Annotated in this window: 21 protein-coding genes; 10 read left to right on the top strand and 11 right to left on the bottom strand. The window is 71.3% G+C overall.

Features of this window, described 5'->3' with window-relative positions:
• Positions 1-25: 25 nt before the first annotated feature.
• From BLU02_RS11605 to BLU02_RS11580, 6 genes are all read right to left on the bottom strand, one after another.
• Positions 26-1,051, bottom strand: coding sequence for an iron-siderophore ABC transporter substrate-binding protein (locus tag BLU02_RS11605; RefSeq protein WP_060922838.1), 1,026 nt, complete (start codon positions 1,049-1,051; stop codon positions 26-28).
• A gap of 233 nt (positions 1,052-1,284) precedes the next feature.
• Positions 1,285-1,488: a cold-shock protein gene (locus BLU02_RS11600; protein WP_025104028.1), complete on the bottom strand. Its 204-nt coding sequence runs from the start codon at positions 1,486-1,488 to the stop codon at positions 1,285-1,287.
• A 73-nt stretch (positions 1,489-1,561) separates the two neighbouring features.
• Positions 1,562-4,429: a helix-turn-helix transcriptional regulator gene (locus tag BLU02_RS11595; protein WP_167627849.1), complete on the bottom strand. Its 2,868-nt coding sequence runs from the start codon at positions 4,427-4,429 to the stop codon at positions 1,562-1,564.
• Between the two features lie 68 nt (positions 4,430-4,497).
• Positions 4,498-4,722 (bottom strand): hypothetical protein, encoded by a 225-nt coding sequence (locus BLU02_RS11590; RefSeq protein ID WP_083370983.1) that lies wholly within the window; start codon positions 4,720-4,722, stop codon positions 4,498-4,500.
• Between the two features lie 130 nt (positions 4,723-4,852).
• Positions 4,853-5,941 (bottom strand): DUF998 domain-containing protein, encoded by a 1,089-nt coding sequence (locus BLU02_RS11585; RefSeq protein WP_083370982.1) that lies wholly within the window; start codon positions 5,939-5,941, stop codon positions 4,853-4,855.
• Positions 5,942-6,034: 93 nt separating this feature from the next.
• Positions 6,035-6,490: an SRPBCC family protein gene (locus BLU02_RS11580; RefSeq protein ID WP_025104032.1), complete on the bottom strand. Its 456-nt coding sequence runs from the start codon at positions 6,488-6,490 to the stop codon at positions 6,035-6,037.
• Positions 6,491-6,591: 101 nt separating this feature from the next.
• Here BLU02_RS11580 and BLU02_RS11575 point away from each other — a divergent pair, with 101 nt between their 5' ends.
• From BLU02_RS11575 to BLU02_RS11545, 7 genes are all read left to right on the top strand, one after another.
• Positions 6,592-7,629, top strand: a complete 1,038-nt coding sequence (locus BLU02_RS11575; RefSeq protein WP_060923400.1) for an FUSC family protein — start codon at positions 6,592-6,594, stop codon at positions 7,627-7,629.
• A 106-nt stretch (positions 7,630-7,735) separates the two neighbouring features.
• A complete protein-coding gene (locus BLU02_RS11570; RefSeq protein WP_060923399.1) occupies positions 7,736-8,395 on the top strand; it encodes a DNA alkylation repair protein in 660 nt (219 codons plus the stop codon).
• A 13-nt stretch (positions 8,396-8,408) separates the two neighbouring features.
• Entirely contained in the window at positions 8,409-9,122 is a 714-nt protein-coding gene (deoD, locus tag BLU02_RS11565) for a purine-nucleoside phosphorylase (protein ID WP_060923398.1), read from the top strand.
• 110 nt (positions 9,123-9,232) lie between these two features.
• On the top strand, positions 9,233-9,604 hold the full coding sequence (locus BLU02_RS11560) for a roadblock/LC7 domain-containing protein (RefSeq protein ID WP_025104036.1): 372 nt from the start codon (positions 9,233-9,235) through the stop codon (positions 9,602-9,604).
• A gap of 68 nt (positions 9,605-9,672) precedes the next feature.
• Positions 9,673-10,236, top strand: a complete 564-nt coding sequence (locus tag BLU02_RS11555) for a GTP-binding protein (RefSeq protein ID WP_060923397.1) — start codon at positions 9,673-9,675, stop codon at positions 10,234-10,236.
• A complete protein-coding gene (locus tag BLU02_RS17680) occupies positions 10,233-10,733 on the top strand; it encodes a roadblock/LC7 domain-containing protein (protein WP_060923396.1) in 501 nt (166 codons plus the stop codon). Before BLU02_RS11555 ends, BLU02_RS17680 begins: the two co-directional genes overlap by 4 nt.
• A 24-nt stretch (positions 10,734-10,757) precedes the next feature.
• On the top strand, positions 10,758-13,373 hold the full coding sequence (locus BLU02_RS11545; RefSeq protein WP_083370981.1) for a DEAD/DEAH box helicase: 2,616 nt from the start codon (positions 10,758-10,760) through the stop codon (positions 13,371-13,373).
• A 15-nt stretch (positions 13,374-13,388) separates the two neighbouring features.
• On the opposite strand, the gene BLU02_RS11540 is transcribed toward BLU02_RS11545, so the two are convergent.
• From BLU02_RS11540 to BLU02_RS11525, 4 genes are read right to left on the bottom strand one after another with little or no spacing between them, the layout of a single operon-like run.
• A complete protein-coding gene (locus tag BLU02_RS11540; protein WP_060923038.1) occupies positions 13,389-13,778 on the bottom strand; it encodes a VOC family protein in 390 nt (129 codons plus the stop codon).
• A 42-nt stretch (positions 13,779-13,820) separates the two neighbouring features.
• Positions 13,821-14,771: a D-alanine--D-alanine ligase family protein gene (locus tag BLU02_RS11535; RefSeq protein WP_060923037.1), complete on the bottom strand. Its 951-nt coding sequence runs from the start codon at positions 14,769-14,771 to the stop codon at positions 13,821-13,823.
• Entirely contained in the window at positions 14,768-15,889 is a 1,122-nt protein-coding gene (alr, locus tag BLU02_RS11530) for an alanine racemase (RefSeq protein ID WP_060923036.1), read from the bottom strand. Before alr ends, BLU02_RS11535 begins: the two co-directional genes overlap by 4 nt.
• Positions 15,886-16,551, bottom strand: a complete 666-nt coding sequence (locus BLU02_RS11525) for a M15 family metallopeptidase (protein WP_060923035.1) — start codon at positions 16,549-16,551, stop codon at positions 15,886-15,888. Before BLU02_RS11525 ends, alr begins: the two co-directional genes overlap by 4 nt.
• A gap of 87 nt (positions 16,552-16,638) precedes the next feature.
• On the opposite strand from BLU02_RS11525, the gene BLU02_RS11520 reads away from it, so the two are divergent.
• Positions 16,639-17,310: a response regulator transcription factor gene (locus BLU02_RS11520; RefSeq protein WP_060923034.1), complete on the top strand. Its 672-nt coding sequence runs from the start codon at positions 16,639-16,641 to the stop codon at positions 17,308-17,310.
• Positions 17,303-18,394 carry a sensor histidine kinase gene (locus BLU02_RS11515; protein WP_060923033.1) on the top strand — a complete coding sequence of 364 codons (1,092 nt, stop codon included), beginning with the start codon at positions 17,303-17,305 and terminating at the stop codon, positions 18,392-18,394. Before BLU02_RS11520 ends, BLU02_RS11515 begins: the two co-directional genes overlap by 8 nt.
• Positions 18,395-18,464: 70 nt before the next feature.
• On the opposite strand, the gene BLU02_RS11510 is transcribed toward BLU02_RS11515, so the two are convergent.
• Positions 18,465-19,982 (bottom strand): SDR family NAD(P)-dependent oxidoreductase, encoded by a 1,518-nt coding sequence (locus BLU02_RS11510; protein ID WP_025104046.1) that lies wholly within the window; start codon positions 19,980-19,982, stop codon positions 18,465-18,467.
• Positions 19,983-20,089: 107 nt separating this feature from the next.
• Here BLU02_RS11510 and BLU02_RS11505 point away from each other — a divergent pair, with 107 nt between their 5' ends.
• The gene (locus tag BLU02_RS11505) at positions 20,090-20,290 is read left to right on the top strand and encodes a hypothetical protein (RefSeq protein WP_060923032.1); all 201 of its coding nucleotides are present in this window, start codon (positions 20,090-20,092) and stop codon (positions 20,288-20,290) included.
• Position 20,291: the final 1 nt, after the last annotated feature.

The following is a 20,291-nucleotide window of genomic DNA, read 5'->3' as shown; positions in this document are numbered from 1 at the left end:
CTCCGCTGGGGGGCGGACGCGGAGCTTACTTCGCGAGCGGCGCGGCGAGGATGGCCAGGTAGTCCTCGAGACCCCACGGGATCGACAGCGCCGACGGGTTCGCCGAGGCGGCGATGGGCGTGGCGTCAGGGAGGATCGCGACGCGGCCGTCCGCGATGGCGGGGATCTTCGACAGCAGCGGGTCGGCCTGCAGCGTGGCCAGGGTGGAGTCGTCGCCGTAGGTCACCAGCACGTCCACGTCGTCGAACTTCTGCGCCTCCTCGGCGCTCACCTGCAGGTAGAACTGGTCGCTGTCCTTGTTCTCCTCCACGATGGCGGGGAGCGGCAGGCCGAGGTCGTGCAGGTAGCCGGGGCGCGTGTCGGCCGCGGTGTAGTAGCCGATCTGGCTGAGGTCGCTCGGGTCGAAGTAGGCGAAGAGCACCTTCTTGCCCTCCAGCGCGCTGTTGGCCGCGAGGGCGGCGTCCGCGTCGGCGTGCAGGTTCTCGATCAGGGCCTCCCCCTCGGCCTCGAGCCCCAGGGCCTTGGCGTTCATCTCGACCATGTCGTCGACGGACGTGCCCCACGCGACGTCGGGGTAGGCGACGACCGGGGCGATCTTGGAGAGCGTGTCGTACTCCTCCTGCGTGAGCCCGGAGTAGGCGGCGAGGATCACGTCGGGAGCGGTGTCGGCCACGGCCTCGTAGTCGATGCCGTCGGTCTCGTCGAAGAGCACCGGGGTCTCGCCGCCGAGCTCGTCGAGCTTCTCCTCGACCCAGGGGAGGATGCCGTTGTCGTCGTCGTCGCCCCAGGTGGCCTTGCTCATGCCGACCGGGACGATGCCGAGGGCCAGCGGCACCTCGTGGTTCGCCCACGCGATCGTCGCCACGCGCTCGGGCTTCTCGTCGATGGTCGTCTCGCCGTAGACGTGCTCGATGGTGACGGGGAACGCGTCGTCGGAGGCCGGGTTGCCGCCGGTGGTCGCGGTCGACTCCGGCGCGGAGGACGAGCAGGCGGAAAGCGTCACGGCGAGCGCGGCGGCCGCGCCGAGGGCGAGGAGTCGAGAGGTGCGCACAGGCGTTCCCTTCGGGATGGGAGATGGGGTGTCGACGCGAGAGCGTCCGGCCTTTGGTAAGCCTCGCCTAATCTAACACGGAGGTTAGGGCGCCCTCACTCCCGTTTCGAATCGCTCACCTTGTCCCATCCGGCGCCCGGATGCCGCAAAGTGGGCGATTCGAAAGTGCCGGGGCAGCGAAAAGCCGGCCGGACCCGTGCGGATCCGGCCGGCTTCAGGAAGTCAGCGCACGCTCAGAGAGCGCGGATGTTCGCCGCCTGCATGCCCTTGGGGCCACGCTCAGCGTCGAATTCGACCTTCTGGTTCTCGCGGAGCTCCTTGAAACCGGAGCCGGCGATAGCCGAGTAGTGGGCGAAGAGGTCTTCGGTACCGTCATCGGGAGCGATGAAGCCGAAGCCCTTCTCTGCGTTGAACCATTTCACAGTGCCAGTGGCCATGTGTTTTCTACTTTCTGTTGACCGGCCGCTCACGCGGCCTGCATCATGCCGATGATCCGACATGCATGCTCGGTCACGCTACCACGGCGGACTGACGGGTCTCCCCTTCTTCGGCCGTGCGATGGGCGAGCGCCGCTTCGGTGCGCGTGCTCACGCCGAGCTTCCGCAGCACCGCCGAGACGTGGACGCTGACGGTCTTCACGCTGATGAACAGGCGCTCCCCGATCTGGCGGTTGCTCAGGCCCTCCGCGATGAGGGCGAGCACCTGCCGTTCTCGGGCCGTCAGCTGCTCCGTGTCGGTGGCCTCGCGGGGCCCGATCGGACGCAGCCCTGCCGCCTCGCCGAACCGCGCCAGAGCCTTCCGCAGCGGGACGTGACCGAGATCCTCCGCGATCGCCGTCGCCGCGGCGAGCACGGCCGCCGCCTCCGCGCGCTCACCCGCCGCCACGTGCAGCCGGGCCCGTTCGAGGCGCAGCACCACCCGGAACGTCACCGGCACGTCATCGCCGTCCGCGCGGAGCAAAGCCTCGTCGACAGCAGCGGCCGAGGGGTCGAGGAGTGCGCCGAGCACCGTCGACCACGCGTCGCCCTGCAGTTCCTGCGGCTGTGCCGCCCACGCCGCCTCGATCGCCGCGACCGCCGCCTCGTCGTCCCCACCGCTCGCCCGCAGCTCCGACACGAGGGCGCCGGCCTCGAGGAGCAGTCGGCGCTCGTGCAGCAGCACCGGACCCTTGTCCGCCAGCATCTCCCGCACCGCGTCCAGCGCCTCGCGGATGTCGCCACGGCTCTCCGCCACCGCGACCGTCATCGTGATCCGGTCGTACCAGATCTGCCGCTCCGAGACCCCCGTCTCCTCGAACGCCGGCAGCCACTCCTGCAGGGTCTCCGCGGCCTCCGTCGCCCGGCCCCGCCACGCGAGCACGCGCACCCTGGTCATGCTGACGTACATCCGGAAGACTCGCAGCGTGCCCTGCAGGAAGTCTCGGGCCAACATGTCCTCGACCGTGCCGATCTCCCCGAGTTCGAGCAAGGAAACGATCATGTTCTGCGCCATGATCGAGCCCGACGTCCGCTCGACGCGCAACTCGCGGGCCCGGCGCAGGCCCTCCTCCGCAACGGCGACCGCCTCCCGATAGCGACCGAGCAGCGTCAGCAGATCGGAGTAGTTGACGCGGTACCGCATCTCGGCGGTCGATCCGGCGGCCAGCTCACGCGCCCGTTCGTACTCGCGCACGCCCTCCGCAATCCGGCCGAGGTGGGCCAGCGACGCGCCGCGGACATTCGCGGCGATCGAGAGCTGATCGGTGGTCGCGGCGCCCTTCGCCCGACGTTCGGCCTCGTCGGCGAGCCGGATCGCGTCCTCGCGGTCGCCCGCGATCATTCGGCGACTCGCGAGCTGATTGAGCAGCTCCGCACGGAACACGTCGTCGTTGATCCGCTCGGCCAGTTCGAGAGCCTCCTGCAGCAGCGGGATCGCCCCCAGCCGCCCGAGGTTCACGAGATACAGCGCTTTGTTGCGGAGCAGCCGCGCGTGCAGTCGCGGGTCGACCGTCGCCGGGTCGACCTCGCTCAGGGCGACATTGGCGACCGCCAGCGCGCGCTCGCCGTCACCGGCGTTACGGAGGACCGACCCGAGCACGTGGAGGAGCGCGAGCCTCGCGAATCCGGTGGCCTCCTCCGCGTCCGGCACGAGCGGCCAGAGCTCGAGGACGAGCTCCCCGAACCGCGCCGCACTGGCGAAGGCGTACTGGGCCTTGGCCTGCCGCATGGCCTCCGCGGCGGCGGCGATGGCGCGACGGTCATCCTGTGCGAGCTGCCAGTGGTAGGCCAGCGCCGCCGGGTCGTCAGCCTCTCCCTGCTCCAGCGCCTCGGCATAGGACCGGTGCAGGCGCGCCCTCTCGCCGGGCAGCAGGTCGTCGTGCACGGCCTCGCGCAGGAGGGCGTGACGGAATCGGTAGTCGTCCTCATCGACGACGATGATGCTGCTGCGCACCGCTTCACGGACCGCCTCCTCGAGCCGCGCCTCCGGAAGCTCGGCGAGGCGCTGGAGGAGCGGGTCCGCGATCGGCCGCTCGGCGCCGGACAGGACCTGCACCACGCGGCGCGCGTCGTCGCCGAGACGGTCGAAGCGGGCGAGCAGGAGGTCGCGCAGACTCTCCGGCAGCGGACCTTTGGCGCATCCGGCGATCTCCTCTACGAAGAAGGGCACGCCCTCGGCACGCACCTGCAGCCGCTCCAGCGCCGTCACGCTGGGCGCGCGTCCTGTGATCTGCTCGACGAGCTCGCCGACCGCATGGTCGTCCAGGCGCGGCACGGTCATCCGTTCGAGCAGCCGGGCTCGCGAGGCCTCGCCGATGAACCGGCTCACCGCGTCTCCCCGACGCACGTCGTCGGTGCGGCACGTGATGAGCAGGAGGAGCCGTCCGCGGTCGAGCGTGCGGAGCAGGAAGGAGAGGATCGCGAGGGTCGAGTCGTCGGCCCAGTGCAGGTCTTCGACGAGGATGACCTGCGGCGCCAGTTCCGTGGCCGCTTCGATGAGTGAGGCGATCGCGTCGCGCAGGCGCTCGGGGCTCGTGCGGTCACGGGCGGCAGGGGTGTCGACGAGTTCCGGCAGCAGCATGCCGAGCGCCTCGACGCCCACGCCGACCGCCTCTCGTGCCCGCTCTTCACCCAGCCGCTCGACGATCGAACGAAGGATGCCGGCGAGCGGTCCGAATGGGGCGCGGGAGGAGCCGAGGTCGAGGCACCATCCCACGTGCACGTCGGCGGCGTTCGCGACGTCGGCGCCGAACTCCCGGACCAGCCGTGACTTGCCGATCCCCGCCTCGCCCTCGACGAGCAGCGCGGCGGGAACGCCCTCGCGCACGCCGTCGAACAGGCGGCGCAATTGGGCGAGCTCGGCGTCACGCCCGACCATCGCGGCGGCGGGGGCTGGGGCCATGGATCCATCGTGCCACTCCCCCCGGACATCCGGATGGCCGAGCGGGAAGGACAGCACGCCGACGTCGGTCATCGGGCGACGGCCGGGTCGCACGCTCCCGCGCGCGGCACCCGGTTCGCCGCGGCTCCGCTGCCGCGTCCGAGGCGGCGCAGCAGGCGGCGCAGCGGGCCTGCGGGGCGCGGGAGGATCTGGTCCGCATGCTCGATGAGCATCCGGCGCCGCGCGACCGCGCGCTCGATCTGCTCCTGCTCGAAAGCAGTGACCTGCTGGGTGAGGTAGGGGTGCTCGAACATGATGTCTCCTCGCGGTTCGGTGTATCCCTACACTCCGCTCTGAGGTGGCCCCTCGACATCGGACGGATGCCCTATTTCCCGCACCCTTTCCCTCCCGACGCCCCACGCCGACGCAGGCCTTCGCGCCACGTCAGGCGCTTGGCGCGCGCACCTGCCTGAGCTCGCGCGACCGCCTGCCCTGCCAGAGCGAGGGACGCGCGGAGGGACGCGCCTCCTCCGGCGCGAGGATCGCCAGCACCCGCACGAGCGTCGTCATCCACAGCAGCCCGAGCCCCACCACCACCGCCTCCACCGCGGTCACCGGGAAGAAGCCGATGGGCCACCACAGCAGCACCGCCGCAATCACGAGGATCCCCACAGCGACGGAGGTCACGACGAGGGCCAGGGGCCGCCCGGGGACGGCGGCGGTCGTCACCCCGGCCGCCCCAAGGAACAGGAGCAGTGCCGCGACGGCGGCGATGTCGTGCGGCACGGGCGCCCGGGAGAGCGGGACGAGACCCACCGCGGAGAGCGCGAGTCCGGCCGCGGCCCACAGCACGACCACGGTCGCGATCCGGGACAGCGCGTCGTCGCCGAGCAGCCGATGCAGGTCGCGTCCGATGTACGCGCCGACGGTGGCGACCAGCAGCCCGGCCACGACGAGGGTGCCGTTGAACGCCCAGCCCACCCCGAGCTGCGAGAAGTTCTCCTCCCACCACCGAGGGTCGACGGCGGTCACCATCGCGAACAGCGTGCCGATCACGAGGAACCCGAACAGGAGTCCGGCGAGGTCGGCGGTCCGGAGACCGATCCCCGCACCGAACGCGAGTCGTCCGCCGACCGCCGCCGCGACCCCCGTGAGCAGCCCGCCGCCGATCGCTCCGAGCGCGAGACCGCGCAGGCCCGCCGCGAGCACCTCCGCGGTGAGCAGCACGCCCATCGCCGTCACGGCCCCGAACGCGACGGTGAGGGCGGCGGCCGAGAGGCGCGACACGACCCGTTGCCAGCGCGGCATCGCGGCTGCCTCATCGCGACGGTGCAGGAGCGTGCTGACGACGAAGGCCAGCGCCGCCACGCCGCCGGCGACTCCCGCGGCGGGCAGCGCGAGGCCTCCCTCCCCTGTCAGGGGCCGCGGCGGACCGGCGAGGAGCAGCGCCCCGGTGAGACCTCCACCGACGAAGCAGATCACGGTCGCCAGCACGGCTCGAGCTTCGCCCCGGAGACGCTCCGTCGTGTCCATGCGCCCATGCAAGCACGCCCGTCCGACGTCCGCACGCCTGCGGACGCGACGAGGCCCGGGACCGTACGGGTCCCGGGCCTCGAAGAGGATGCGTCAGGCGTCCACGTCACCGCGCCAGGCGCCGGTCTCGACGCCGCGGCCCTCGATGAACTCCTTGAAGTTCTTCAGGTCCTTCTTCACCGCGTGGGATCCCGCGCCGACCAGCGCACCGACCTTCTCCAGCAGCCCCTCCGGCGCCCAGTCGAGCTGGACGGTCACCCGCGTGGTGTTGTCGTCGAGCTTGTGGAACGTCACGACGCCCGCGTGCTCGGTCTCGCCGCCGACGCTGTTCCACGCGACGCGCTCATCCGGGTGCTGCTCGGTGATCTCGGCGTCGAACTCACGCTCCGCGCCCCCCACGTTCACCTTCCAGTGCGTGTGGGTCTCGTCGATCTGCGTGATGGAGACGACCTCGTCGAGGAACTTCGGGAAGCTCTCGAACTGCGTCCACTGGTTGTACGCCGTGCGGACGGGAACGTCGACGTCGATGGTCTCGATGATCTGCACCATGGGGATGCTCCTCACTTGTTCGTCGTTCGTGTGCCTCCATTCAGCCTGCTGGGCGCGAGAAGGGCGATGGGGTTGACATCGGCGCGACTACCGTGGAGGTCATGCGCATCCCCGCCGCGATCCGCGCCTCCCAGCGCTCCCCCCTGCTGCAGGTGGTGAAGTCGGCCGCGGCGACCATCGCCGCGTGGCTGATCGCGGGCTGGGTCTTCCCCGGGCAGCTGCCGGTGTTCGCCGCGATCGCCGCGCTCCTGGTCGTGCAGCCCAGCGTCAACCAGTCGCTGTCGAAGGCGCTCGAGCGCAGCATCGGCGTGATCGTCGGGGTCGTCATCGCGGTCGGTCTCGGCCTGCTCCTCGGCTCGCCGAGCTGGATCGTGCTGCTGGCGATCGTCGTCGCGATGCTCGTCGCGTGGATCTTCCGGGCATCCCCCGGCACCGGCAACCAGGTCGCGATCTCGGCGATGCTCGTGCTGGCGCTCGGGTCGTCGAGCCCGGAGTACGCGGTCGCCCGGATCGTGGAGACCCTGATCGGGGTGGTGATCGGCATCGTCGTGAACGCGCTGATCGTGCCCCCGGTGCTCGTCGAGCCGGCCCGACGGAACGTGGGCTTGCTCGGGCGGGAGCTCGCCGCGAGCCTCGACCGCCTGGCGGACGCCCTGCCCGCCCCGCAGACGCCGGCGCGGCTGCAGGAGCTCATGGTCGAGGTGCGGCTGCTGCGGCCCATGAAGGATGCCGCGGCCACCGCCATCGCCGCCGGGGAGGAGTCGCTCACGCTGAATCCGCGGCGTTCGACCCATCGCGCCGACCTGCAGGAGCTGAAGGCGCTGCTCGACCGGCTCTCGCCCATCGTCACGCAGACCATCGGCATGACCCGCGCCTACTTCGATCACTACGACGACCGGCTCGGGGAAGAGCCCGCGGTCGCCGCGATCGCCGAGCAGCTCCGCCGCGCCGGACACGATGTGCGCCTCGCGGTGCAGACCACGGCTCCCTCCGCGGAGCCCGAGCCGCTGACCTCCGCCATCCCGGCCCTGACGGCTCCGCTCGTGATCCGTCCGCCGTCCTCGCAGCACTGGATCCTCATCGGCTCCCTCATGGAAGACCTCCGTCGCATCCGCGGCGAACTCCTCGACGAGGACTGACCTCCCTCCGATCCACCCCCTTCCGCGCCACCCGGCCCCGTAAGTGCGTCCGCAGGGGGCCGGGATGCACCGAAAGGGGTGGGTCGACGAGGGTTACCCTGGCGGGATGACAGTGGAGGAGGCGCTGGCGGAGCTCGCGGCGCTGGAAGACCCCAAGCAGCGCGCGGCGAACGAGAGGCGCGGCGACGACCACGGCATCAACCTGAGCCGGATGCGCGCCCTCGCGAAGCGCATCAAGACCGATCAGGCCCTCGCGCGCGAACTGTGGGCGACGGGCGAGACGTCCGCCCGGCTCCTGGCCCTGCTCGTGTGCCGCCCGGCCGACTTCACCGCCGACGAGCTCGACACGATGCTGCGCGAGACCCGTCCGCCCAAGGTGAACGACTGGTTCGTGAACTACGTGCTCAAGAAGTCACCCCTCGCCGAGGAGCTGCGCCGGCGCTGGTTCGACGATGCCGATCCCACCGTCGCCGCGGCCGCGTGGTCGCTCACGACGGTCCGGGTGACGAAGGACGCCGACGGCCTCGACCTGCCGCACCTGCTCGACCTCATCGAGCGCGACCTGCAGCAGGCCCCGCCGCGCCTGCAGTGGGCGATGAACGAGACCCTCGCGAACATCGGCATCTTCCATCCGGACCTGCGTGCACGGGCGGTGGACATCGGCGAGCGGCTCCAGGTCCTGGCCGACTACCCCACGGCCCCTGGCTGCACCTCACCCTTCGCGCCCCTCTGGATCGGGGAGATCGTCCGCCGTCGCGAGGGCTGAGTACGCTGAGCGGATGAGCACCCACATCGCCGCGGAACCCGGTCAGATCGCCCCCATCGTGCTGTTCCCCGGCGACCCGCTGCGGGCGAGGTGGATCGCCGAGACCTTCCTCGACGACGCCGAGCTGTACTCCGAGACGCGGGGGATGCTGGGCTTCACCGGCACCTGGGAGGGGCATCGGGTCTCCGTCCAGGGCTCGGGCATGGGGCAGCCGTCGATGGCGATCTACGCGACGGAGCTGTTCACCCAGTACGACGTGCAGACGATCGTCCGGGTGGGGTCGTGCGGCGCGCTGACCGAGAGGCTCGCGGTGCGCGACATCATCATCGCGAACGGCGCGAGCACCGACTCCGGCATCAACCGCGTGCGCTTCCACGGCCTCGACTACGCCCCGCTCGCCGACTTCGCCCTGCTGCGCGCGGCGGTGGAGGCGAGCGAGACGGAGCCCCTCTCGTCCACGGTTCACGTGGGGCCGCTGTTCTCGAGCGACCAGTTCTACAGCACCCGTCCGGAGCTCACCGCGCCCTTCGTGCAGCACGGCATCCTCGGCGTCGAGATGGAGGCGGCGGGGCTCTACACGCTCGCCGCCTTCCACGGGCGCCGCGCCCTCGCGATCTGCACGGTCAGCGACCACATCGTCACGGGTGAGGAGACCACGGCCCAGGAGCGCGAGCAGACGTTCGGCGACATGGTCCGCATCGCCCTCCGCGCGGCGACCTCGGTCTGAGACTGGCCCGCTCGCCGAGTAACGTTATACACTTCACAGGTCGCGCGGCGCTGGGGACGACCGCACAGGGCGGTCGCTGCTGCGCGCGACGGAGACGACTGGGGAGAACCATGGCCACGCAAGATCAGCTCAACGCGCTGCTGGCGGACATCGAACGCGACATCAACGGATTCATCGGGGCGTCGATCGTCGACCTCGAATCGGGGCTGCCGCTCGCCTCGAGCTCCGTCCGCCCGGATTTCGACCTCGAGGTCGCGAGCGCGTTCAACAGCGAGATCGTGAAGAACAAGAAGCGCACGATCGACGCCCTCGGCATCGAAGGCGAGCTCGAGGACATGCTGCTGACGCTGAACACGCAGCTGCACCTGCTCAAGATGCTCGACGACGACCTGTTCATCTACCTGGCCGCCGATCGCCAGGCCACGAACCTCGCCCTGCTGCGCTCCTCGGTGAACCGCCGGGTCGCCGCCCTCGGCGCGTGATCCATGGGGCCGTGGGGAGCGGCCTCGGGAGAGGGCGACAGCGGAAGAGCGGTCCCGTGGGGCGGACGATGAGGCGCCCGCGTCGGCGACGGACCGACCTGCCCCAGCGGTACCGGGTGATCTTCGCCGGACCGGTGGGCGCGGGCAAGACGACCGCGGTCCGCGCCCTGAGCGACGTCCCGCCGGTGGACACCGACGTGCCGATGTCGCTCGCGAGTGGTGACGGCAAGACCACGACGACCGTCGGGCTCGACTACGGGACGTGGCGGCCGACGCCGGAGGTCTCCATCGCGCTCATCGGCATCCCGGGACAGCAGCGGTTCGCCTCGGCGCGACAGCGCGTCTCGATCCCTGGCACCCGGGTGCTGCTCTGGCTGCGCGGCGACCGCGACACCCTCGTCGCCGACGCCGAGGAGTGGCTCGGCGTGTTCGCGGGCGAGGAGCATCGCGTCGCGATCGCCGTCAGCCACACCGCCGCACGAGCGATCGGCGACATCCGCCGCGCCCTCGCCCCCGTGCTCGCGCGACACGGCATCCCGGCCTCGCGTGTGCTCGCGGCCGACGCGCGCGACCGCGACAGCGTGATGCGCGTCGCCGGTGCCGCTCTCGATCTTCCGGAGGAGAAGCCATGACCGGACCCGCCGGGCGGCAGGACGCCGCCGCGACGCCCGATCCGTCCCGCATGCACCCCGACGTCGCCGGCAACTGGGCGCTGTGGTCGCGGATCGTCGGCCCGTCGGCCCAGACCCGTCTGCAGCAGTTGGAGGAGCGCTTCCCGGAGCTGACGACCGCGGTCCTCGGCACTGCGGACGGCCTCCACATCGCCTCCCTCGGCGTCGACCCCGACGGCGGCGAGCAGCTCGCGGCGATGAACGGCTCGCTGTTCGGGGTCGCGCGGGCCGAGGCCGAGATCATCGCGGGAGGGACGGAGCCGACGCTGTCGGCCATCGTGTCGCTGTCCATCGGCGAGAACCAGATGGCGCTGCTCAGCTTCATCCTCGCACCCTACGGCCAGCTCCTGCTGTCGGTGTCGGCGTCGTCGTCGCAGCTCGGGACCGTGATCGTGCACGCGCGCTCCACGGCGTACGAGCTGCTCACCGCGCTCGGGGTCACGGGATCGGCGACATGACGCAGATGGGATGATCGAAGCACCATGAATCCCACGCCGCGGCTCGAACCCTCGCTCGTTCCCGACGCGGCGGACGCCGATGCGGTGTACCTGACCTTCGTGGAGTGGGCGGAGTCGACCGGCATCCGCCTCTACCCCGCGCAGGACGAGGCGCTCATCGAGATCGTCTCGGGTGCGAACGTCATCCTGTCCACGCCGACGGGCACCGGGAAGTCGCTCGTCGCGGTCGGCGCCCACTTCGCGGCGATGGTCGGCGGACGCCGCAGCTACTACACGGCACCGATCAAGGCCCTCGTGAGCGAGAAGTTCTTCGCGCTGGCAGAGGTGTTCGGCGCCGAGAACGTGGGGATGGTCACGGGAGACTCCGCCGTGAACGCGGACGCCCCCATCATCTGCTGCACCGCGGAGATCCTCGCGAACCTGGCCCTGCGCCAGGGCGACGCCGCCGATGTGGGCCTCGTGGTCATGGACGAGTTCCACTTCTACGGCGACCCCGACCGCGGCTGGGCCTGGCAGGTGCCGCTCCTCGAGCTCCCGCAGGCGCAGTTCGTGCTGATGTCGGCCACCCTCGGCGACGTCACCACCCTCGCCGCCGACCTGACGCGCCGCACCGGACGGGAGACCGCCTCGGTCACGGGGGTCGAGCGCCCGGTCCCCCTGCACTTCTTCTACGAGACGACGCCCATCCACGAGACCATCGACGACCTGCTCAACACGGGGCAGGCACCGATCTACATCGTGCACTTCTCGCAGGCGGCGGCCATGGAGCGGGCGCAGGCCCTGTCGAGCACGAAGGTCGCCACGCGTGAGCAGCGCGACGAGATCGCCGCCCTCATCGGCGGCTTCCGCTTCACGACGGCGTTCGGCAAGACGCTCTCGCGCTTCCTCCGGGCCGGCATCGGCGTGCACCACGCCGGCATGCTGCCGAAGTACCGCCGACTCGTGGAGCAGCTCGCCCAGCGCGGTCTCCTCCGGGTCATCTGCGGCACCGACACCCTGGGCGTGGGCATCAACGTCCCCATCCGGACCGTGCTGCTCACCGCGCTGACGAAGTTCGACGGCACGCGGATGCGCCAGCTCAACGCGCGGGAGTTCCACCAGATCGCGGGCCGGGCCGGACGCGCGGGCTATGACACCGCTGGTACCGTCGTCGCTCAGGCCCCGGAGCACGAGACCGAGAACCTCGCCGCGATCCGCAAGGCCGGCGACGACCCGAAGAAGAAGCGGAAGATCATCCGCAAGAAGGCCCCCGACGGCTTCGTGTCGTGGGGCGAGCCGTCGTTCCGGAAGCTCATCGACGCGACGCCGGAGACCCTGACCTCGCACATGCAGATCACCAGCGCGATGCTGCTCAACGTGATCGCCCGGGGCGGGGATGTGTTCGCCAACGTCCGCCGGCTCGTCTTCGACAACCACGAGCCGCGCGCCCGTCAGCGCGCGCTCGCGCTCCGCGCCCTCGCGATCTTCCGCACGCTCCGGGAATCGGGCGTCGTGGAGACGTTCGACACGGGCGTACCGGGAGAGCCGAAGGGCGTCCGGCTCACCGTCGACCTGCAACCCAACTTCGCGCTCAACCAGCCGCTCTCCCCGTTCGCCCTCGCGGCGTTCGATCTGCTGGACCCTTCGACAGGCTCAGGGACCCAGACTTCGACAGGCTCAGGGACCCAGACTTCGACAGGCTCAGGGACCCAGGCGGGCTCGGGGGATCAGGGGGTGGGGACGGGGTCGTACGCGCTCGACATGATCTCGATCGTCGAGGCGACGCTCGACGATCCGCGTGCCGTGCTCAGCCAGCAGGAGTTCCTCGCACGGGGCGAGGCGGTCGCCGCGATGAAGCGCGAGGGCATCGAGTACGACGAGCGGATGGAACTCCTCGAGGCGATCACCTACCCGAAGCCGCTGGAGGAGCTCCTCGATGCGGCCTTCGAGACCTTCAGCGCGGCGCAGCCGTGGATCCGGGACTTCGCGCTGCACCCGAAGTCCGTCGTCCGCGACATGTACGAGCGGGCCATGTCGTTCGGCGAGTACGTCGCGTTCTACAAGATCGCCCGCTCCGAGGGCGTCGTGCTGCGGTACCTGTCGGACGCGTATCGCGCCGCCTCCCAGACGATCCCCGAGGAGCGGAAGGACGAGGACCTCCACGACCTCATCGCCTGGCTCGGCGAGCTCGTGCGCCAGATCGACTCCAGCCTGCTCGACGAGTGGAGCGAGCTGACCGCCGGCACCGCCGCCCGCAGTGAGACCGACGAGCCGATCGTGCCGCCCGCACCGAAGCGCCTCACGAGCAACACCCGCGCCTTCCGCACGCTCGTCCGCAACGAGCTCTTCCGGCGGGTGCAGCTCGCCGCCCGCGAGGACGTGGACGCGCTGGCCGAGCTCGACCCGTCGTTCGGCGCCGCCGCCTGGTCGGACGCGCTGGACGCGTACTTCGCCGAGCACGACGACATCGGCATCGGCCCGGACGCCCGGAGTTCCCGGATGCTGCTGCTCACCGAGGGCCCGACCGCCTGGACGGCACGGCAGATCATCGACGACCCCGCCGGCGACCACGACTGGGGCATCAGCGCCACCGTCGATCTCGCCGCGTCCGACGAGGCGGGCGAGGCGGTCGTCACGGTGACGGCGGTCGACCGGCTGTGAGCGAGGCGGGCCCCGTCAGGCCTGCATGACGGCGAGCACGTTGCCCGCCGGGTCGCGGAACCACGCGATGTCGGGGCCCTGTCCGTTCCCCCTGACGATGCCGCGGGAGTCCGACGGGAACTCGTCGTCGCCGTAGATCTTGGTCTGCACCCCGCGCTCGTTGAGCTCCTCGACGGCGGCATCGATGTCCGCCACCGGGAAGTTCAGGATCGTGAAGCTCGCCGGGGTGTGGTTCGGCTTCGCGTAGACGAGGACCGACCCGCCGCGGGGGAGGCGCAGATCGAGGAACCCCATCGCGTTGACCTCGACGTCGAGCCCGAGGGTCGTGCCGTAGAACTCTCTCGCCGCGTCGATGTCGTCGACGCTGAAACCGCTGAACGCGTTCTCCGCTGTGAAGGCTGCCATGCCCCCAGCATCCGCCTCTCCCTTACAGATGTCGACCCCTTCTCACACGGCCGCTCGGACGAGCCGGTCCACGAGGTCGACGTAGTCCACTCCGGCCGCCGCGAACATCCGCGGCACCTGGGAGGCGGCGGTCAGCCCGGGCATCGTGTTGACCTCGTTGAGCACCGGACCTTCGTCCGTGAGGAAGAAGTCCATGCGGGCGACCCCGTCGCACCCCAGCGCGTCGAACATCGCGATCGCGGCGCGTTTGAGCGCTGTCGTGGCGGCCGCGTCGAGCTGCGCGGGAACCGTGAAGCGGGCCGTGCCGTCGTACTTCGTCGCGGTGTCGAAGAGCCCGGGCGCGTGGATCTCCAGGGGCGGGGCGGCCCACCGCACCCCGCCCTTCTCCCGCAGCACGGCGACGTCGATCTCCCGCGCGTGCACGACCTCCTCGACCAGGACCCGCCGGTCGAAACGCGCCGCCCCCCGCAGCGCCGTGAGCAGATCGCCCTCCTCCGTCACCAGGCTCACGCCGTGGCTCGAGCCGGCCGTGACCGGCTTGACCACGACGGCGCCCTCGAACTCCACGTCGCCGATGTCCTCCGCGGCGACCAGCCGCCCTCGGGCGGTGCGCAGCCCGACGGCCTGGGCCACGAGCTTCGTGGCCCATTTGTCCATGCCGATCGCCCCCGCCCCCAGCGCGGAGCCGACGGCCGGCACCCCGGCGAGCGCACACAGCGCCGCGAGGGCGCCGTCCTCCCCGAGCGCGCCGTGCACCGCAGGGAACACGACGTCGCTCGCCGCGAGCAGCGGCAGGGCCTGCTGCAACGACGCCGCCGGACTCACGCCGGGCGGGATGCCGTCGGCCCGCCACACGCCGTCGCGGTCGATCGTCACGGTCGTGACGGTGTGTCCCCCCAACCGCAGCGCCGCGGCGACCGCTGCCGCCGAGGCGAGCGACACCTCGTGCTCGGGATTCTGTCCCCCTCCGATGACCAGGACCTTCATCGTCATGCCACGCTCCTCTTCACCCGCGGGCCGATGCCCGTGACGATGGTGTGCGGGATGGTGCCCGCCCACCGCGCCCACTCCTGCACCGACGGCACCGCGCCGCCGTCCGGCCCGAACACCGTCGCGACCGCTCCCCGGGGGAACGCCCTCCCCCCGGTGTCGACGACGATCTGATCCATCGACACCCGGCCGACGATCGGATGCCGTTCGCCTCCGATCTCCACCCCCGCGCCCGACGCGATCTCCCGCGGGACGCCGTCGGCGTATCCGACGCCCACCACGCTCAGGTGCGTGGCCGCCGCCGTCGTGTGCGTCCCGCCGTAGCCCACCACCGTGCCGGCAGGCACGGTGGCGCTGTGCACCACGGGCGCGGTGAAACGCGAGGCCCCGACCAGAGAGACCGTCTCGGACGGGTCGATCCCCACGAGGGCGGCCCCCACCCGCACCATGTCGAAGTGCGTCGCCGGATCGGTCAGGGCGCCCGAGGTCGCCGCGAGATGCACGAGCAGCGGTCCGAAGCCGGCGCGCAGGACCGCGTCCCTCCCCTGGCGCATCCGCAGCACCGCGGCCGCATTCGCCCGCGGATCCGCGCTGTCGGCGTGCGGGAGGTGTCCCATCACCCCGACGACCTCGATCCGGCCACGGGCCGCCCGCGCCGTGCGCAGCAGCGCATCCCAGTCCTCCACGGGACACCCTCCGCGCGCCATCCCGGTGTCGAGATGCAGATGCACCCGCACGGAAGCTGTGGCATCGGCCGCGAGCTGACGAAGCTCCTCGACGGAGCCCACAGCCACGTCGACCCCGGCGGCGGCCGCGAGCGGCGCGTCGATGCCCGCGGGGTGCAGCCAGGCGAGGATGGGCACGCGCAGTCCGGCCTCGCGCAGCACGACCCCCTCGGCGACGTCGGTGACCCCGAGCCACTCGGCCCCCGCGGCCACGGCGGCGGTCGCCACGGCCACTATTCCATGGCCGTACGCGTCGGCCTTGACCACGGCCATGACGGGTACCGCGGCGGCCTCCCGCACACGGCGGAGGTTCTCGGTCACGGCGTCCGGGAGGGTGGACAGTGTCGGTGGGTGGAGGCGGGACAGGGTCATCCCCTCCGCGAGCACGGCCGTCATCGCTGCATCCTCGGGTCTTCGGTGGGGTCGGCGTACTGTGCGGGGCAGCCGTTCTCGACGGCCTCCGGTCGCAGCTCGTAGTGCCAGGATTCGTTGCCGTAGGTCTGGCAGAGGCCGTAGCGCCATCCGCGCTGTGTGAGCCAGTCGAGAGTGGGCAGGGGACCGAGGTCGACGGCGTCGCCGGAGACGTGCGCCGAGGTCTCCGCGGTCGCCACCCAGCGGCGCGCCTCCTCTTGCGAGCCGTAGTCGTCGATCGCGTCGCGAAGCAGCTGCTCCTGCAGGGCCGCCGAACGCCATCCGCTGTTCACGAGGAACGTCACCCCGTCGGCCTCCGCATCGGAGGCGGCGCGCTGGAGGGCGTCGAGCAGGGCGGGGTCGAGATTGCCGACGGCGACCCTGTCGACGTCGAACACCGTGGGCTGATCGCCGTCGCGGATCACGCCGTCGGCCTCGCTCGGGGCGAGCACCGATCCGGTCGGCGGGTGCGGATAGGAGGAAGGGGCGGGGCCGGCGACGTGCGGGGCGGTCTCGGCGAACGCGGCCGACAGCGACTGCTGCACGGCGACGGCGCCGACCACGGCGAGCGCCAGCACGGACGCCGTGGTGGCGATCCGCCGACGGCGCCGGGCACGGACGGCTCGGGGGGTGCGGAGGTCGTTCATGCTTCCAGTGAAGAGAGCACGCGGTTGCCACGGCGTATGGCCTTTTCCATACACCGGCGATATGCCGCACTGCGTAGGATCACTGCCATGCGTGTGCTGATCGTCGAGGACGAGCCCTACCTCGCCGAGGCGGTCCGCGACGGGCTGCGACTGGAGGCGATCGCGGCTGACATCGCCGGCGACGGCGACACCGCGCTCGAACTCCTCGGCATCAACGCGTACGACATCGCGATCCTCGACCGCGACGTGCCAGGCCCGTCCGGCGACGACATCGCGCGGTGGATCGTCGCCTCGGGCAGCGGCATCCCCATCCTCATGCTCACGGCCGCCGACCGCCTCGACGACAAGGCCTCCGGGTTCGAGCTCGGCGCCGACGACTACCTCACCAAGCCGTTCGAGCTGCGGGAGCTGGTGCTGCGGCTGCGTGCCCTCGACCGCCGCCGACAGCGCGCGCGGCCACCGGTGCTGGAGATCGCCGGGCTGCGCCTCGACCCGTTCCGCCGCGAGGTCTACCGCGACGGCCGGTACGTCGCCCTCACCCGCAAGCAGTTCGCCGTGCTGGAGGTGCTCGTCGACGCCGAGGGCGGGGTGGTCAGCGCCGAGGAGCTGCTGGAGCGGGCGTGGGACGAGAACGCCGACCCGTTCACGAACGCCGTCCGCATCACCGTCTCCTCGCTGCGCAAGCGCCTCGGCGAGCCGTGGCTGATCCTCACGGTGCCCGGCGTCGGCTACCGGATCGGAGCCGACGCGGATGCGTAGGCGACGGGGGCTGAGCGTCCGCCTCAAGCTGACGCTGAGCTACGCGGGCATCGTCGTCGTGTCCGGCCTCCTGCTGCTCGGGGCCGTGGCGCTCTACCTCCTGCGGTACGTCCCGGATGTGCAGATCCCCGTCGTCGATTTCTTCGTCCCCAACCGCTCGGATCTGATCCGGGCGTTCGTGCCGGTCGCGGCGATGGTGATGGTCGCGCTGCTCGCGATCGGCCTCGGCGGCGGGTGGCTGCTCGCCGGACGGATGCTGGCGCCGCTCGACCGCATCGGCGACGCCGCACGGCTCGCGGCGCAGGGCTCCCTCTCGCACCGGATCCGCATGGAGGGCCCGAGCGACGAGTTCCGCGACCTCGCCGACGTCTTCGACACGATGCTCGAGCAGCTCGAGGCACACGTCGCCGAGCAGCAGCGCTTCGCCGCGAACGCCTCGCACGAGCTGCGGACCCCGCTCGCTATCTCGCAGACCCTCCTCGACGTGGCCCGCACCGATCCCGACCGCGACGTAGACGCCCTGATCGACCGGCTCCACGAGGTCAACACGCGCGCGATCGATCTCACCGAGGCGCTGCTGCTGCTGAGCAGGGCGGATCAGCGCACCTTCCCGCGGACGCTCGTCGACCTGTCGCTCCTGGCCGAGGAGTCCGTCGAGGCTCTCCTCCCGCTCGCCGACCGCCGCGGGGTCGAGGTCGAGGTGTCCGGCGTGCCGGCGACCGTGCTGGGCTCCTCCGCCCTGCTGCCGCAGCTCGTCATGAACCTCGTCGCCAACGCGATCGTCCACAACCGCAGCGACGGCGGCGGCTCCGTCGCGGTGCGCACGCATTCCCTTCCGCACGCGGAGGCCCTCGTCGTGGAGAACACCGGTGCGGAGCTGCACGCCTCCCAGGTCGCGACGCTCGTCGAGCCCTTCCAGCGCGGCACCGAGCGCACGCGCGGGCCGGAGCACGCCGGGGTGGGTCTCGGCCTCGCGATCGTGCAGCGCATCACGCAGACCCACGGCGGCACCCTCGTGCTCACACCCCGCACCGGCGGAGGCCTCATCGTGACGGTCTGGTTCCCGCACCCCTACCCCGGCTGACGGCTTTCGAATCGCCCGATTGGCCCTATTTCGGCTCCGGATGGAACCATTCAGGCGATTCGAACGGGCGTCACCAGGGGCTGGGCTCGTAGTCCTTGAGGAAGACGCCGTGGATGTCCTCGCCGGCCTCGCCGCGCACGATGGGGTCGTACACCCGGGCGGCGCCGTCGACCAGGTCGAGCGGGGCATGGAAGCCCTCCTCCGCGAGGCGCACCTTCGTGTAGTGCGGGCGCTCGTCGGTGATCCAGCCGGTGTCGACGGCGGTCATGAGGATGCCGTCCTTCTCCAACATCTCCCCCGCGCTCGTGCGGGTCAGCATGTTGAGCGCGGCCTTCGCCATGTTCGTGTGCGGGTGCCCAGGCCCCTTGTAGCGGCGGGAGAACTGCCCCTCCATGGCGGAGACGTTCACGACGTACTTCCGGCGCGACGACGACGCGGCCATCGACGCCCGCAGCCTGCTGATGAGCAGGAACGGCGCGGTCGTGTTGGCGAGCTGCACCTCGAGCATCTCCAGCGGGTCGACCTGATCCACCGACTGCACCCAGCTGTTGACGCGGTTCACGTCCGGCACGAGGCCGCCCGCATCGATCGCCGTGCCATCCGCGTGCTTCTCGAGCGAGGAGGAGCCGGGGGCCATCGCGAGCCTCGCGAGGTCTTCGGCCGTAAGGGCCTGTCCCCCCTGCTCCGCGACCGTGCCGCCGAGCGCCGCGACCGACAGCAGCGGATGCGCGTCGACCGATGCCTGCAGCGCCTGCGGGTGCGGGTCGACCGTGTGCCCGAAGGTCTCCATCTCCGGCAGCGGACCGTCCGGCAGCGGCTGGAGCTCTGCGTCGGCGAGCAGCGAGTACGCCCCCGGTGAGCGGCGGACCGTCTGTGCGGCGTTGTTGATGAGGATGTCGAGCGGGCCCTGCGCGGCGACCGAGTCGGCGAGCCCGATCACCTGGGCGGGGTCGCGGAGGTCGATGCCGACCACGCGCAGCCGGTGCAGCCAGTCGCCCGCATCCGGCAGGGCCGAGAACCGGCGCACGGCGTCACGCGGGAACCGGGTGGTGATCGTGGTGTGCGCGCCGTCGCGGAGGAGGCGCAGCGCGATGTGCATGCCGATCTTCGCGCGGCCGCCCGTGAGCAGGGCGCGCTTGCCGGTGAGGTCGGTGCGGGCGGTGCGCTTGCCGTGGCTGAAGCGGGCGCAGTCCGGGCAGAGCTGGTGGTAGAACGCGTCGACGAGCGTGTACGGCTGCTTGCAGATGTAGCAGTTGCGCGGCTTGAGGAGCTCGCCGGCGATGGGGGCGTCGATCACACGGGACGCGAGGTCGTGCCCGCGCGTCTCGTCGTCGATGCGGTCGGGGGCACCGGTGGCGGTGCGGGCGACGACGGCCTTGTCCGCCTCGGCGATCGCATCCCGGATCTCCTTGCGCCGCACGCGCTTGACGGCCTTGAACATGGCCGCGGTCGCGTGGCGTACGGCCACGAAGTCGGGGTGCTCGTTGTCGATGGTGTGCAGCTCGGCGAGGACGCGCAGCGTCGTGGCGAGGTCGTCGGGGTCGATGCCGGGGCCCAGGTCGGGGGTGGCGTCGGGCGCGTCGGTCATTAGGCCGATTTTACGCGACCGTCCTGGGGGTCTCCTGCTGTGTGGGGTGCCGGGCGCCTCGCGGCTACGCTGTGTCCGGACGGAGGGATGCGATGAGGAGGGCCGGCATGCTGAGGATCATCGGTTTCGTGTGCCTCGCTCTCGCCGTCGTCGGGACGGTCGCATCCTTCTCGGTCGTCCGGGCGGGTGGCGCCGACGGCGCCGTGTACCTCGGTGTGAACGTCCTGCTGGCGTTGCTGGGAATCGTGCTGCTCGTCATCGGGGCACGACGCCGACCGGGCGCCTCCCGCGGCGAATCCGCCGACTAGT

It is taken from the genome of Microbacterium paraoxydans (assembly GCF_900105335.1).
GTDB lineage: Bacteria > Actinomycetota > Actinomycetes > Actinomycetales > Microbacteriaceae > Microbacterium > Microbacterium paraoxydans.
Note: the sequence above shows the minus strand (reverse complement) of the source record. Positions and strands in the feature narration are given on the sequence as shown.

Bases quoted from the DNA above. Each gene is read 5' to 3' on its own strand.
- BLU02_RS11545 (WP_083370981.1), top strand. From the start codon at position 10,758: ATGAATCCCACGCCGCGGCTCGAACCCTCGCTCGTTCCCGACGCGGCG.
- BLU02_RS17680 (WP_060923396.1), top strand. From the start codon at position 10,233: ATGACCGGACCCGCCGGGCGGCAGGACGCCGCCGCGACGCCCGATCCG.
- BLU02_RS11535 (WP_060923037.1), bottom strand. From the start codon at position 14,771: ATGACGATGAAGGTCCTGGTCATCGGAGGGGGACAGAATCCCGAGCAC.
- BLU02_RS11560 (WP_025104036.1), top strand. From the start codon at position 9,233: ATGGCCACGCAAGATCAGCTCAACGCGCTGCTGGCGGACATCGAACGC.
- BLU02_RS11540 (WP_060923038.1), bottom strand. From the start codon at position 13,778: ATGGCAGCCTTCACAGCGGAGAACGCGTTCAGCGGTTTCAGCGTCGAC.
- BLU02_RS11595 (WP_167627849.1), bottom strand. From the start codon at position 4,429: ATGGCCCCAGCCCCCGCCGCCGCGATGGTCGGGCGTGACGCCGAGCTC.
- BLU02_RS11585 (WP_083370982.1), bottom strand. From the start codon at position 5,941: ATGGACACGACGGAGCGTCTCCGGGGCGAAGCTCGAGCCGTGCTGGCG.
- BLU02_RS11525 (WP_060923035.1), bottom strand. From the start codon at position 16,551: ATGAACGACCTCCGCACCCCCCGAGCCGTCCGTGCCCGGCGCCGTCGG.
- alr (WP_060923036.1), bottom strand. From the start codon at position 15,889: ATGACGGCCGTGCTCGCGGAGGGGATGACCCTGTCCCGCCTCCACCCA.
- BLU02_RS11580 (WP_025104032.1), bottom strand. From the start codon at position 6,490: ATGGTGCAGATCATCGAGACCATCGACGTCGACGTTCCCGTCCGCACG.
- deoD (WP_060923398.1), top strand. From the start codon at position 8,409: ATGAGCACCCACATCGCCGCGGAACCCGGTCAGATCGCCCCCATCGTG.
- BLU02_RS11510 (WP_025104046.1), bottom strand. From the start codon at position 19,982: ATGACCGACGCGCCCGACGCCACCCCCGACCTGGGCCCCGGCATCGAC.
- BLU02_RS11600 (WP_025104028.1), bottom strand. From the start codon at position 1,488: ATGGCCACTGGCACTGTGAAATGGTTCAACGCAGAGAAGGGCTTCGGC.
- BLU02_RS11575 (WP_060923400.1), top strand. From the start codon at position 6,592: ATGCGCATCCCCGCCGCGATCCGCGCCTCCCAGCGCTCCCCCCTGCTG.
- BLU02_RS11570 (WP_060923399.1), top strand. From the start codon at position 7,736: ATGACAGTGGAGGAGGCGCTGGCGGAGCTCGCGGCGCTGGAAGACCCC.
- BLU02_RS11520 (WP_060923034.1), top strand. From the start codon at position 16,639: ATGCGTGTGCTGATCGTCGAGGACGAGCCCTACCTCGCCGAGGCGGTC.
- BLU02_RS11505 (WP_060923032.1), top strand. From the start codon at position 20,090: ATGCTGAGGATCATCGGTTTCGTGTGCCTCGCTCTCGCCGTCGTCGGG.
- BLU02_RS11590 (WP_083370983.1), bottom strand. From the start codon at position 4,722: ATGTTCGAGCACCCCTACCTCACCCAGCAGGTCACTGCTTTCGAGCAG.
- BLU02_RS11555 (WP_060923397.1), top strand. From the start codon at position 9,673: ATGAGGCGCCCGCGTCGGCGACGGACCGACCTGCCCCAGCGGTACCGG.
- BLU02_RS11515 (WP_060923033.1), top strand. From the start codon at position 17,303: ATGCGTAGGCGACGGGGGCTGAGCGTCCGCCTCAAGCTGACGCTGAGC.